The 14,399-nt window shown below is 38.9% G+C and carries 10 protein-coding genes; 5 read left to right on the top strand and 5 right to left on the bottom strand.

What is annotated here, in order from left to right:
* Positions 1–239: 239 nt before the first annotated feature.
* A complete protein-coding gene (gene glgX, locus FXW07_RS07915; RefSeq protein WP_229394974.1) occupies positions 240–2,570 on the top strand; it encodes a glycogen debranching protein GlgX in 2,331 nt (776 codons plus the stop codon).
* A 53-nt stretch (positions 2,571–2,623) separates the two neighbouring features.
* Positions 2,624–2,755, top strand: a complete 132-nt coding sequence (locus FXW07_RS19260; protein WP_255678944.1) for a hypothetical protein — start codon at positions 2,624–2,626, stop codon at positions 2,753–2,755.
* Here the strand turns inward: FXW07_RS19260 and FXW07_RS07910 are convergent.
* The gene (locus FXW07_RS07910; RefSeq protein WP_229394973.1) at positions 2,747–4,471 is read right to left on the bottom strand and encodes a SulP family inorganic anion transporter; all 1,725 of its coding nucleotides are present in this window, start codon (positions 4,469–4,471) and stop codon (positions 2,747–2,749) included. The genes FXW07_RS19260 and FXW07_RS07910 overlap by 9 nt on opposite strands.
* A gap of 559 nt (positions 4,472–5,030) precedes the next feature.
* On the opposite strand from FXW07_RS07910, the gene FXW07_RS07905 reads away from it, so the two are divergent.
* On the top strand, positions 5,031–5,393 hold the full coding sequence (locus tag FXW07_RS07905; protein WP_229394972.1) for an STAS/SEC14 domain-containing protein: 363 nt from the start codon (positions 5,031–5,033) through the stop codon (positions 5,391–5,393).
* 121 nt (positions 5,394–5,514) lie between these two features.
* Here FXW07_RS07905 and FXW07_RS07900 read toward each other — a convergent pair whose 3' ends face one another.
* On the bottom strand, positions 5,515–6,729 hold the full coding sequence (locus tag FXW07_RS07900) for an ATP-grasp domain-containing protein (RefSeq protein WP_229394971.1): 1,215 nt from the start codon (positions 6,727–6,729) through the stop codon (positions 5,515–5,517).
* Positions 6,730–6,935: 206 nt separating this feature from the next.
* On the opposite strand from FXW07_RS07900, the gene FXW07_RS07895 reads away from it, so the two are divergent.
* The gene (locus FXW07_RS07895; RefSeq protein WP_229394970.1) at positions 6,936–8,873 is read left to right on the top strand and encodes a tetratricopeptide repeat protein; all 1,938 of its coding nucleotides are present in this window, start codon (positions 6,936–6,938) and stop codon (positions 8,871–8,873) included.
* A gap of 93 nt (positions 8,874–8,966) precedes the next feature.
* On the top strand, positions 8,967–9,326 hold the full coding sequence (locus FXW07_RS07890) for a VOC family protein (RefSeq protein ID WP_229394969.1): 360 nt from the start codon (positions 8,967–8,969) through the stop codon (positions 9,324–9,326).
* A 22-nt stretch (positions 9,327–9,348) separates the two neighbouring features.
* On the opposite strand, the gene FXW07_RS07885 is transcribed toward FXW07_RS07890, so the two are convergent.
* From FXW07_RS07885 to gatD, 3 genes are all read right to left on the bottom strand, one after another.
* Positions 9,349–9,681: a hypothetical protein gene (locus FXW07_RS07885; RefSeq protein ID WP_048156897.1), complete on the bottom strand. Its 333-nt coding sequence runs from the start codon at positions 9,679–9,681 to the stop codon at positions 9,349–9,351.
* A 150-nt stretch (positions 9,682–9,831) separates the two neighbouring features.
* On the bottom strand, positions 9,832–12,114 hold the full coding sequence (locus FXW07_RS07880; protein ID WP_229394968.1) for a tetratricopeptide repeat protein: 2,283 nt from the start codon (positions 12,112–12,114) through the stop codon (positions 9,832–9,834).
* A gap of 878 nt (positions 12,115–12,992) precedes the next feature.
* The gene (gene gatD / locus FXW07_RS07875; protein ID WP_229394967.1) at positions 12,993–14,267 is read right to left on the bottom strand and encodes a Glu-tRNA(Gln) amidotransferase subunit GatD; all 1,275 of its coding nucleotides are present in this window, start codon (positions 14,265–14,267) and stop codon (positions 12,993–12,995) included.
* Positions 14,268–14,399: the final 132 nt, after the last annotated feature.

The following is a 14,399-nucleotide window of genomic DNA, read 5'->3' as shown; positions in this document are numbered from 1 at the left end:
TGGATAAAACCATATCTAAGTATCGAAAGCCACCGATGAATTCTTAAGGGCTACTGGAAAGGAATATTTCGTGAAATGGCTCTTTTGCGAGCCTGAATAGATAAAGGCAGCAAAAATTATTTGCTTAAAAGGAGAAAAGAAAGTAAACAGGTTAGTTAGCAGGTAATCTGTCAACGGCTGAAAAGCTGGATAATCTGAGCCACAGTTTGATTTGAGTTACAGTTTGCAGAACTTCAGGCATGCTTCTAGAGCCAAAAAATGTTAGGAGAGAATTATATACGGATCACGAACAGACTTTTAAGAAGTATCGCTATGTTATCGAAAGGGGATATCCCCATCCTCTTGGGGCAACGCCTGATGAAGATGGAGTAAATTTTTCGATTTATTCCGAACATGCAGATTACGTTGAACTTCTGCTTTTTCACAAATGTGATGATCTGAAACCTGCTCTTATCCTTTACACAAACAGAGTTGGAGAATTTACCCATTCTAAAAATGTTGAAAATTCAGTTATGGTTTCCGAGGATATTGAAAATATTGAGAATTCAGTTAAGGTTTCCGAGGATATTGAAACCATTGAATATACAAGTATTGAAACCACTGAAGCCACAAGTATTGCCCTTAATAAAACATTTCACTTCTGGCATGTATATGTGCGGGGCCTTAAGCCTGGAGTCCACTATGCATATCGGATAGGCGGTCCTCTTGATCCCTCCAGAGGATATCGTTTTGACGGAGATAAGGTCCTGATAGATCCTTATTCTAAAGGAAACAACAAAACACTCTGGAACAGAGAAAAAGCTTGCATTCCAGGAGACAACCTTGCTTTTTCTATGCGCAGCGTGGTAATTGATATGTCCCACTACAAATGGGGAAATAACAGCCACATAACTGCAGAAAAGATATATGAGATGCCCGGAATGGGCGAAAAGCTCTACGGCAAAAAAAGGCTGCAAGAACTGAATGAAACCATCATCTATGAGCTGCATGTAGGCGGATTTACCAGATCTCCAACATCAGGAGTTACAGCGCCCGGTACATTTTCAGGAGTAATTGAAAAAATTCCATATCTCAAGGAACTTGGCATTACATCTGTAGAATTAATGCCTGTCTTTGATTTTGATGATGCAACAAGCCTTGACGGAAGAAAACAATACTGGGGCTATGACCCGATATGTTTTTTTGCGCCTCATAGCGGCTATTGTGTGAATCCTGAGTACGGAGCTCATATGGAAGAATTCAGAGACATGGTCAGAGCTCTGCACAAAGCTGGAATTGAGGTAATTCTTGATGTGGTCTTCAACCATACAGCCGAAGGAGACAACCTGGGTCCGGTGTTTTCTTTCAAGGGTATAGATAACAGCATATATTATCTCCTGGAACCTGACAAGCAATACTACAGCAATTATTCGGGGTGTGGAAACACAGTGAGCTGCAACCATCCTATTCCCCAGAAGCTGATAGTAGACTGCTTAAAATACTGGGCAGAAGAGATGCATGTTGATGGTTTTCGGTTTGATGAGGGTTCTATCCTTTCGCTGGATACCGATGGGAAGGTTATGAAGTATCCCCCTGTTATATGGCAGATTGAACTTGACGATGCTCTCGGATACATAAAAGTGATTGCTGAAGCCTGGGATGCAGCTGCACTCAATCAGGTAGGATACTTCCCGGGCCCGAGGTGGGCTGAATGGAACGGTTATTATCGGGATGAGATCCGCCGCTTTGTAAGAGGAGATCCCGGGCTTGTAAGGAGGGTTGCAAGCCGGATTGCCGGGAGCCCTGACCTCTACCAGTCCGAATCAAGGCTTCCGATCAATAGTGTTAATTTCGTGACATGCCACGACGGATTTACACTTAACGACCTTGTTTCTTATAACTACAAACACAATGAGGCTAACGGGGAAAATAACAGGGATGGAATTGACAATAATTTGAGCTGGAACTGCGGGGTTGAGGGAGAGACCGAAAACCCGGAGGTTAAAACCTTGCGGGAAAGGCAGATTAAAAATTTCGCTGCAATTCTATTGCTTTCTATAGGTGTTCCGATGATTTGCATGGGAGATGAAGTCAGACGCACTCAGAAAGGCAACAACAATGCTTATTGCCAGGACAATGAGACAAGCTGGTTTGACTGGAACTTAGTAGAGAAAAATCGTGATATGTTCCGCTTCTGGAAATTGATGATTGATTTTCGAAAACGCCATACTACCATCCTTCGCCCCCGATATTTTACAGGCAAGGAAAACGAACGTGGGTTAAAAGATATTTCCTGGCACGGGTGCAATCTCTACAGTCCAGGCTGGGACGACCCGCATGCAAGAGCCCTTTCTTTTACCATGGGAGAACCCGGGGACGAAGAAGATATACATGTTATGATGAATATGTACTGGGAGCCTCTTGAATTCGAGATTCCGGAACTCAAATGTACAGGTAGAAACTGGTATAGAGCAGTCGATACGTTCCTGCCTTCTCCTCAGGAAATTGCCGGAGACGGAGACGAAACTCAGGTCAGCGGGAACAGCTACATTGTGCAGGGCAGGAGTGTAGTTGTGCTAATTTCAAAGTGACCCACTAAAAAAAGGATTACAGTGCAAAAGGATTACAGTGCAAAAGGATTACAGTGCAAAAGGATTACAGTGCAAAAGGATTACAGTGTAAAAAGGATTACAGTGAAAAAGAAGTACAGTGCAAAAGGATTACAGCGCAGAAATTCCAGGCACTGGAAAAAGTTGAAGCTTTAAAATTATTGTGAAAAATTATCTGTAGATCTATGTGACGAACTATCTGTTGATCTTTTATATGCTTCTATAACATCCTGAACTGACTCAAATATATGGTCTTTACCAACCATTTGGGTTATGCCGTCTTTATCCAGCTCACTCATCACAGGCTGTACTACTTCACTTAATACAAGAGTAATGCCCAGTTTTCGCAGTTGGGTATACACTTTTTTGAGCGTCTCTGCAGAAGTAAAATCGATATCTCCAATGTTTGTGGCAGAAATGCAAAACCATTTAAGTGAGCCATTTTTTATGGCAAGGTCTATTATATCTTCCGCGAAGCGGTCTTCGTTAGCAAAGTAGAGGTTTGAACCAAAACGGTAGATTAACAGTCCTTCGACAGCTTGCTGTCCACTTTCGAGAGGAACTGTCTTCATAGCCCCTCCTGCCTTTGGAACAAGCAGAAGGTTAAGTGGCCTGTAACTATGGCGCAGGTGAGCAATGATCGAGAGTATAATAGCTATAAGGATTCCCTGCTCGACACCTATAACTACGACTGTTATAGCCGTTATCAAAGCGACAGCAAACTCGACAGGCCGCTGTCTGTGAAGGGCGGTCATCCCTTCGATATCGATAAGATGCAGACCAATGAGGAATACCATAGACGAAAGTACGGCTGTGGGTAAATAGGCGAATGGCCTGGTAAAGAACAGCAGGACTAATATAACAGTTAAGACCGTTGTGAGCTGAGTAAGCTGTGTCCTACCTCCGGCATTTTTAATCATTTCAGTCTTGGTTGGGCTGCCGTTGACAACGAAAGTCCCTGATATCCCTGCTGCTGCATTTGCAAGGCTCAATCCGATGAGGTCTGTATTTTCATTAAAAGTGTCGGAAAACTTAATGGCATAAGCACGAGATGTTGCAGCACTCTGGGCAAGGATAATAATAAAACAAGAAACGGATATGTTGAAGATCTCTGGTAGATTTGAAAGCGGGATTTGAGGAATAGAAATTTGCGGCAGACCTTGTGGTACTGTGCCAAGTACGCTAATCCCGTAAGAAGAAAGGTCTAATATCCGGCTTGCAGCAATTGCGCCAATAATCGCTATTAGTGAACCTGGAAATTTGTGGCTGAGCTTTTCGCCAAGAACAATAACCCCGATTACGGATAATGAGACCAGGAGCGTGGGAGTATTTGTAAGAAAGAGGTTTCTTACTAAAGATATAATCTGCACAGATGTTCCATCCGGTTCTGAAGGTATCCCAAGCATCCCGCTAATCTGTGATATAGAGATGTAGATACCAGCACCTGTGAGAAATCCTATCAGGACCGTGTAGGAGAGGAAGTCAGCGAGAAAACCAAGCTGGAACAGACCTCCAAGGAAAAGCAAGATTGATACGAGTAGAGCTATTGCGCTCGCATATGTGACGTATTGGGAAGATCCCGGCACGGCTATCGTTGTCAGTCCGCTTGCTATGATTGCCGCGGTTGCTGAATCGGCGCCAACGACAAGATGACGGGATGAACCAAAAATGGCAAAAGCTAACATTGGAAACAGGATCGTGTAGATTCCAGTAACTACAGGCATGCCTGCAATTTTAGTGTATCCCATAACTTCGGGGATGGCAAACGCTGCGAATGTTATCCCTGCGATAATTTCCAGGGGTATTTGTTTGGAGTTGAGGGGTAATATTCCCTGAAAGAGGGAAAAATGAAAAGATCTTCTGGAATTCTGCGCAGGTTTCATATTCGTTCTAATCTCCTTACAATAAGGTAATTTTTTGATTGAAATCCTTGAATGACGGATATATCAAACCAGCCTAATATCCGCCTGGATTTGCAAACCTTTGATCTTATCCTTCAGGTCATATGTTTAGACCTACAACTTTAATTATAATTATCGATTCGTTTCTATTGATTTGTATATTTCTTCATTCAACAACTTCTGGTTATGATGCTATTGTTTTCTCAGTTCAACCGCTTAAGTCCGATTCATTTTTCATGATGAGTCTTTTGAATATGATATGAATATAATGGTCCGAGTCAAAGTTTATATTCATTCAAATTAATAAATTAAAAACTCAACTCAAAAACTCAACTCAAAAACTCAACTCAAAAACTCAACTCAAAAACTCAACTCAAAAACTCAACTCAAAAACTCAACTCAAAAACTCAAATTAAAAACTCAAAACTCTAATAGCATAAGGCTAAGAAAATTATTGAATTGCTTTCTGATAGCAATTTGCAGGAAAAAACATTTGAATATGTGGGGCGCTACAGTTCTTGTATACTGAAGGGGGAGTTAAATGATAGAGATCATGCAGGGTTTGCCGGGAAATGTCGTAGCAGTCAATGTGAGTGGAGAAGTAACTGGAGATGACTACAAAAATGTGTTAATTCCTGCTGTTGAGGAAAAAATCAAGAAGTACGGTAAGGTTCGTATTCTTTATCACATGGATAAGGAACTCGAGTGGTTTACCCTTAATGCCATGCTGGAGGACGCCAAGGTTGGCATACTGAACATTACAGACTTCGAAAAGATTGCAGTTGTTTCAGACGTGGACTGGATGAATGTTGCCGTTGAAATCTTTAAGTTTATTGTTCCTTTTCCAGTGAGGACCTATAAGAATGAAGAGCTTCTTGAAGCAGAAACATGGATCAGTGAATGAAATCAGTGAATGAAATCAGTGAATGAACCTTCATATAAATGATAGGTCAAAATCAAGGCTCTTCGCTATTTTGAATGAGCAAATTTATAGCTACTTCTTTAATGATCTTTATTTTTGAGCATTATTTTTGAGCATTATTTTTGAGCACAGAACTTGCAGGCACTACTTCTTTGAAAATGATATATTCCCTCAGGTCCGATTTCAGAATCCTTTCAATCTCGCTCCAGCTACTGTCTCTGGTTTCAGTAAACATGTACCCGAAGTAGCCGCGTGTTTCGTGATCCGCTTTTCTGAGTTCCAGAGGCTTTTCAAAGCCCGAAAGCAGTTTTTCGTAATCAAAAGCCTTTACGTCCTTCAAATTGAGGTCTTCCGATTTGTTAAGCATAATAAAGCAGAAGCTCTTCCCTTCTTTATCTGCAAGAATTTTGTCCCAGTCCGGCTCAAGCTGTTCCAGAAAATACCTGTAAGTGTTAATCCCATATGCAAAATACGCAATATCAGTAACGCACAGGCCGGCAAAGCGCATTGGGTTCAGTTCAATCGGCTGTATTCTCCTGTCCTGCGATATTCGAAGTTCCAGATGAAGGGGAAAATTCCTGAGCCCGGCCAGCTTTCCGATTTCCTTTAAAAGATCCTCAATGGCTTCCCTGTAGGTTTCTATAACCGTTTTCGAAGTAAAATACACCCTGTCACTGACATCGTCTTCTGAAGAAAAGATATGTTTGAAGATATCGAGGACTACCGGCTTTCCTTCGCGGTTGAAATAAGCGTCAACCGCAAACTCTTCCCCTTCGATATTTCCTTCTATAATGAAATTCTCCACATTCAAAACTGGCGCCGGATAGAGCTTTTTGATTTCTTCAACCTCAGCCTTTATGGACTTCAGGACCGAATCCCATTCCTCGTTGGTGGAAACCTTATGAACTCCGAGGCTGAAAAATCCCACGGCAGGCTTTATGATGAACGGTTTTTTGATTTCCTCAACCCGGATTTCGTCCAGTTCTTCAAATTTAACACTCTTGAAATATAATTCTGGATAAAGCCTTTCCAGCAGCTCTCTGAACTTTACTTTGTTCTTGAAAAGCTCGATTTTCTCAGGCAGCCCGGTAAAACCTAGATTTTCCGAAATCCAGCCAATTGAATTTTCTGAATTGGAATAAAGGGCACATTCACCTTTTTCTTTAATTAATTCGATAAATTCATCTTCTTCAAGAAGATTTAGCCTTTTTTCAGTCTTCAGTCCGGCTGCCATTTCATTTTTTAAAACAGGAATCTGTAATTCCGCAGCGGTATTTTTTAGGAATTCAGAGACGTAGGGGTGGTCGAGGATTAACATTTCTTTAACCTTTTACTTTCTGTGATGAGGCTTTTTCACTTATTCAAGCCCTGTAGTTGATTTGATCGCATATAAAATTATATTTATACTTTTAAACTTTTTATTTAATTTAAATATGTTTTTATATTAGATTGTGATTTTAATTAATTATATAAGATCTGCCCAATTGCTATGACTTGCTAGTTCTTACATAAAAGGAGACCTTTATGGATGTTGAAGAGCTGATCAAAACAGCTGATGAATTACGTCATATGGGACAATATGAGGAAGCCTTAAATAGCTATGACACAGCCCTAGACACTCTCGAAACATGTTCTAACTCCTTAGAAAATGAACAAAAAGCTCTTGCGTTGATTGGTAAAGGTCTTGCTCTTTGGAATTTAAAAAGATGTGATGACGCCTTAAGCACACTAAATGAATCTATTGAAATCTTAAGTACATTAAATAAATCTACTGAAATTGATTCAATATTAACCAAAGCGTGGAATACCAAAGGCCTTGTACTCCGTAATCTAAAAAGATATGATGATGCCTTAGAGGCTTTTAATACATCAACTTATATTGACCAAGATAATGCTTTTTCATGGAATGGCAAAGGCCTCGTTTTACTAAGCCTTCAGAAATATACTGAGGCTATTGAATCTTATAAAACTGCACTCAATAAGAATGAAAGCAAAAGAAAACCAGATACTAAAGAGCTTACTTTTTCATTGAACGGAATAGGTGTTGCTTTTGCAAGTTTGGGGCAATTTGATAAGTCTATAGAGGCTTTTAAAGAGTCGTTAAATATAGATGATCCAAAACCAGCTTTTGCATTATCTGGTAAAGCTACTGTTTATTATAGTATTGGAAAACTTGAAGAAGCCTTAAATCTTTTTGAAGATTCTTTAAAGTTTGACCCAACTTCCAGCTTCGCATGGAATGGAAAGGGTCTAGTTCTTTTAAGTCTTAAGCAATTTGATACTGCTATATATTCATTCAAAAAATCAATTTCGTACGATAGCAACTTTATTGCTGCATATAATAATTTAGCAGAACTTTATCTAGATATTGGAGACTTAAAAAACGCTAGTTCAATATTAAATGACTCTTTCTTTAAAGATCCTAAAAATTATTTTACGTTATTCTTAAAAGGAAGAATTGAGCTTGAAAAGCAACAATACGATAGTGCTATATACTATTTTAAAAAAGCAATTTCATTGAGTACTGGTAGTCCATTAATCTTAATATGGGAAGTTTATGCAAAATACCTCAAAGCAGAAGTTAGCTTTGATCCTAATGATAAAATGTATCAAGACTTAATTATTTCATGCATAAGAGACCTAGAAAAAATAAGTACTCCAATAAAAGATCTCAAAAAAACAAACACATATATTTCTTTAAACAATACAACTGAGTGTTTAAACTTAAAAATATGCGAGAAATTGATTAAAAAGTTGTTGATGAGCACACAATCCTTTTTAGTTAAACGTAAATGTAATTCAAGCATTTCAATTAAATTACTAGCAAAAGTAACTTCCGAGCTTTTGAGATATAATACGTTAAGGATAGAATCATATAATAGTTATTTTTTAGGTTGTTTCTATTATAAGCTCAAAGATCATTTTTCAGCAAAGGATGAACTCACGAATTGTATAAAACTCAATTTTGGATCTAAAGTAACTAACTCTGCAGAACAGTTACTTGAAGATATTTGGAACCACAAAATATACACTTCAATACCGAAGTGGTGGTGGGAGTCACCTTACCACAGTTTTAGAAGAAAGATTACATTTTTATTTTTATTGTTTTTTATTTTTGGATTATTACTACCAGAATCCTCATTTTTATTTCTTTTGATTTTGTATAACTATACTACAAAAATATTAATGTTTTTTCAACCAATTTATGAACTGCTTAATTCAATTTTGCTAATTATGTTCTCTCTTTTTTTTACTGCATTATCGTTTATTGATTGGAAGGATAACACAACGCAATGTGCATTCTTATTTATGTTACTTTTCTTTTTCTTGGTTTCTCCATGTCTTAAAAGTTTAAAAGGGAGTGAAATCGAGATTGAATTACAATCTCCACAAAATTTTGAACTAACTCCAGGATTGATAGAGAGAAATCTTAAAGATTTCGAGAAGGGCTTGAAGAAATGAACAAACTATATTGGAGAATTTTTTTGAAGGCTTTTATATTCAATTTAAATCTTACCTGATAACTAATTTAGGATGACAGTTATTTAAGTAATTATGAAAATCCTTCAAACCCTCTCCCGCCTCTACATAAACGACCTTAACTCAGCCCTCGAATTCTATGAAGAACTCCTTGGCTCTCCCGCAGCCATGCGCTTTGAAATCCCGCAAATCGGCCTGGAACTGGCTCAAATAGAAAATATTTTGCTCATAGCCGGCTCGGATGAAGCCCTGAAACCCTTCAGAAGCACGCAGGCTACTTTTCTTGTTGATTCTCTTGACGAATTCAGGGCTTATCTGGAAGAAAAAGGTGCAGAAATCATACGGGGCCCGAATAAGGTTCCAACCGGCAGGAACATGACAGTAAAGCATCCCGACGGCACGGTAATAGAATACGTGGAACACTCCAAAAAATAGCTGAAAATAAATAATTTAAACGTTATTTTTGAGCTTTTTCAATTAAATCGTTAATTATATCGTCTACAGTTTCTGATTTTCGTGCATTCAAAACTGAGCGAATAAACCATAAAGCTGAAATGATACCAGCAATATAAAATATTTTTTGCCATGTATCGCCACTGACGATAAAATCATGAAAATCAGAAGTGACAAGTACTATTACAATAGTGGCAAATATAGCATAAGGAGTAGTCCAGCGACTCTTCTTCTCTAATCGTTTCAGGTGATTACTTAAACAAACTCTTAGAGTATCTTCATTTATACGTATATAAACACCTGGTACAAAGATAGTTTCTCTGGCGCTGTAATCCACAGAAACATCATCTAATTTGTCTTTCGGACTTTTTTTATACTCGGGAATGTGATTCAGAACTCTCTACTCTCCCTCTTTTTATAAATCAGAATTTTTTTGTTTTTATGCAAATGTTTTAATATTCCCGTCCAGCTTGAAGAAGGGATCTTTTTATCTGCCAGTATTTTTGTTAATGCTAATTATATTTCTCTGAATTTTTTGAATATAAGGGTGGCCTGGTCCATAAACACTCTCCAGGATTTTGAGTGCACGATTAAACATTTTAAGAGCTTCGTTATATCTTCTCATTTCCCTATAGAGAATAGCCATGTTGTTTAGAGTAATTGCAATATCAGGATGCTCTGGTCCGTAAATATTCTCCAGGATTTCTAGTGCACGATTAAACGTTTCAAGGGCCTGTTCATATCTTCCGGTTTCTTCATAGAGAACAGCTATATTGTTTAGAGTATTTGCAACATCAGGATGTTTTGATCCGTAATCAGGATGCTCTGATCCGTAATCGGGATGCTCTGATCCGTAATCGGGATGCTCTGATCCGTAATCAGGATGTTCTGGTCCGTAATTAGGATGTTCTGATCCATAAACATTCTTCAGGATTTCTAGTGCACGATTAAACGTTTCAAGGGCCTGTTCATATCTTCCGGTTTCTCTGTAGAGAACAGCCATATTGTTTAGAGTATTTGCAACATCAGAATGTCCTGGCCCCAGCAATTTTTCACGGATATCAAGAGATTTACTATACAGGTTCATTGCCTCTTCATATCTTCCCATATCTTTGTAGATTCCTGCCAGATTGTTAAACGCAGTCCCTACGTAAGATTGGTATGCTGCGTTTTCGGGATCTTTTTGGAGGAGTTTTTGCCTGATCTCAAGTGCTTTTTCGTACCTTTGTTTTGCCTCTTCAACGCGCCCCATATCAGAAAGCAAGGCACCCAAATTATTGATTGTTATTGCTACATCCGATTGATAGGCTGCGTTTTCGGGGTTTTTTTGGAAGAGTTTTTGCCTGATTTCAAGTGCTTTTTCGTACCTTTGTTTTGCCTCTTCAATGCGCCCCATATCAGAAAGTAAGGCACCTAAATTGTTGAGCGTCGTTCCTACGTAAGATTGATAAACTGCATTTTCGGGGTCTTTTTGGAGGAGTCTTTGCCTAATTTCGAGTGCTTTTTCGTACCTTTGTTTCGCCTCTTCAATGTACCCCATATCAGAAAGTAAGGCGCCTAAATTGTTGATTGCTATTGCTACATCTAACTGATAGGCTATGTTTTCGGGGTCTTGATTGAGGAGTTTTTGCCTAATTTCGAGTGCTTTTTCGTATCTTTGTTTCGCCTCTTCAATGCGCCCCATTTTTTGGAGGAGATTACCGTAATTAGATTGTGTGTTGACATGTTTGGGGTCTGCTTTCAGAGCAAGTTTATACTGTTCCTCCGCTTCATCGCGCCGTCCCATGACTAAAAGGAGATTGCCGTAATTGGAGTGTGTGCTTGCATCATTTGGGTCTGCTTCCAGAGCAAGCTTATACTGTTTCTCTGCTTCTTCCAGGCGCCCCATTTTTTGGAAGAGATTACCGTAATTGGAGTGTACATTGACGTGTTTGGGATCTGCTTCCAGAGCGAGTTTATACTGTTCCTCTGCTTCTTCCAGGCGTCCCATATCTGAAAGGAAATTTCCGTAATTGGAGTGTGTGTTGATATGTTTGGGATCTGCTTCCAGAGCAAGCTTATACTGTTTTTCTGCCTCTTCAATGCGCCCCATATCTGAAAGGAGATTGCCGTAATTAGAGTGCGTATTGACATGTTTTGGGTCTGCTTTGAGAGCAAGTTTATACTGTCCTTCTGCTTCATCGCGTCGTCCCATGGCTAAAAGAAGATTACCGTAATTGGAGTGTGTGTTGACATGTTTGGGATCTGCTTTGAGAGCAAGCTTATACTGTTCTTCTGCTTCCGCAAGGCGTCCCATATCTGAAAGGAGATTGCCATAATTGGAGTGTGTACTGATATGTTTTGGGTCTGTTTCCAGAGCAAGTTTATACTGTTTTTCTGCCTCCTCAATGCGCCCCATTTGTTTCAGGAGAATTCCATAATTTGAGTGTATGCTTGCATCATTTGAGTCTGCTTCCAGAGCAAGCTTATACTGTTCTTCTGCTTCCACAGGTAGGTTCAAAAAGTAAGAAGCAGTTCCCGCATTATAATGAGCAACTGCTTTTGAAGGTCCTGTTGATAAGCTTGCAGCGGTCTTTGCAAATATATATACTAATTCATAGGATCCTTCAGACCCACAAAGAGTGATCAGATCTAATAACTGATCGAAAGAGATCGAATTTTTTGTTGAAAAGTTAATTGCAAGGTCAACTGCTTTGTTTAAATTTCCTTCTTCAGATTGCAGAGATTCAACTACGATTTTCCGTAGTTCTTCCACCATATCATTATCCATTTACTGGCCTACCTCAATGAACTTCAACCCAAAAAATAATTTTTAATTCATTGTTTTGAAACATATAAGTAATTTTTTATATTGTGAGACAGATGACGATTTATATATAACAAAAATCGGTTTTTGTGATATAATTTACATTTCGACACCTGATGTAAAAATGAAACATAATTTATTTGGCATGAAAATTCTTCCAAGTACTTTCATTTCTTGGCATGAAAGTTTTTCCAAGTACTTTCGTTTCTTTGTGCCTGTGATTAGAAGAATTTCATATGCATTTTTGGCATGAGAGTTCTTCCAAGTACTTTCATTTCTTTATGCCTGTGATTAGAAGAATTTCATATGCGTTTTTTAAGATAATATTCTTTTTCCCACCGTTTCCAACTTTTATATTAGCTTGACTTTCTCATATTTCCTTTCTACGTTAAACATGAAGTATAATTTTTCCGTTATAAATATAGTTTCATAAAACAAATAACATTTAACTTCATCAAGTTAAATAATATTCCTGTAAAAAAATACATTTCAGATAAACATCTTGAATCCTGTTTTCAAACAAAAACTCGTTGTGTTGCTTTAACCTGCATTGATTTCCTTTATGGTTTGATTCTCCTCCCCTATAGGAAAAATATGAAAAATGGTAATTTATTGTTGTAAATGCTCTAACAGCCAATTACTAAGCCATTCTATCTCAACTTCTCCTTGGAGTCCTGCAGATCTTCTCAAATCTTTCTCAAATCTTTCTCAAATCTGTTCGAACAAATACCATTCAAACTATAAACAAAAATGAGGTTCAGGAAAAAGAAGTGAAGAAATAAATATTTGATTTAAATATCTGATAAATACCTGATTTAAATATCTGATAAATATATGATTTCTTACTTAAAACAGCACTTTGTAATCTCTCCACTGAGATCTTCCCTGAGCATTTTGACAGCTTCGTCAAATTCATCGGTCTGACCGAGCACCCACATCAGTTTAACAAGGGCGGTTTCGGGCAGGGTATCTTCCCCTTCAATTGCTCCTGCTTTCAGCATATCACGGCCGGTATCATAGACGCGGTCACAGATTCTGCCATTAAGGCACTGGGACATAACTATAACAGGCATTTTTGCATCTGTTGCTTTCTGGATCCTGGGAATCCATTTTGTAGAAACATGCCCAAGCCCGGTACCTTCGAGAACCAGTCCTCTGTACCCGCTGTCAATGTAATGGTCAAGAATTTCAGGGCTTGAGCCGGGAGTGAATTTTACAAGGGCACATTTCGGTTCCATGCCTGATTTGAATTTGAGAGGTCTTTCTCCACGTTTAATATAGTCAATGAAAGTTTTTATTTCCCTTGTATCGTAATCCACGATTCCTATAGGTCGGGAATTTATTGACTTGAAGGCGTCTCTGCGGGAAGTATGCATTTTCCTGACTTTTGTTCCACGGTGGATCTCGCAGAAATCATCTGAGGTTGTTCCATGCATAACAACCGAAACTTCAGCAATATCACTAATAGCAACAAGGGCCGCACATATTGCATTCATGGCATTGTCGCTGCTCGGACGGTCTGCACTTCTCTGGGAACCTACAATAACGATGGGCACAGGCGTTTCAATCATAAAGGAAAGGGCTGCAGCCGTGTACATCATGGTATCTGTCCCGTGAGTCACGATTACCCCATCAGCACCTGCCTCGATTTCCTCTACGACAGCACGGGCAAGATTTTGCCAGGACTCCGAATCCATGTTTTCCGAGAGAATGCTTGAGATTACCCTGCCTTTGAAATCAGCTATCTCTCTGAGTTCAGGGATAGCTGCAAGTATATCGTCAGCAGTGAACTGGGAAGTTACTGCGCCTGTCCTGTAATCTATTTTGCTTGCAATAGTTCCGCCTGTGGAAAGAATAGCGACCTTTGGAAGCTTTTTTCCAGATTTCTGGACCTCTTCTCCTGCCGTTTTAGGTCCTTTTCCGCCGTTCCGGCCTCCGTTTTTGTTTTCTCCATTGTTTCCCAGAAGAGTTATCTTTACCTTATCCGTGGAAAAACCGGCGTTGTAGCCGCTGTTCATTTTTATTGTAATATATCCTTCCATGGACGGCATCACTTTGCCTTCGTAGACAGTGCCGTTCTTTTCAATACGTACCCGGTCGCCCTGTTTGAATTCCATAAATAATCCCTTTTATGATAACTTTTTTAATTCTTTATAGATAATCGGTATTCCGGTATCATACAGACATTCCTGTATAATACCTGGCTACTTTTACAATATTATACATTTTGCATGATACTGGTAAGTCAA

The sequence above is a fragment of the Methanosarcina sp. DH1 genome (assembly GCF_020804205.1).
GTDB classification, from domain to species: Archaea; Halobacteriota; Methanosarcinia; order Methanosarcinales; family Methanosarcinaceae; genus Methanosarcina; species Methanosarcina vacuolata.
This window is presented reverse-complemented; position numbering and strand designations above follow the sequence as displayed.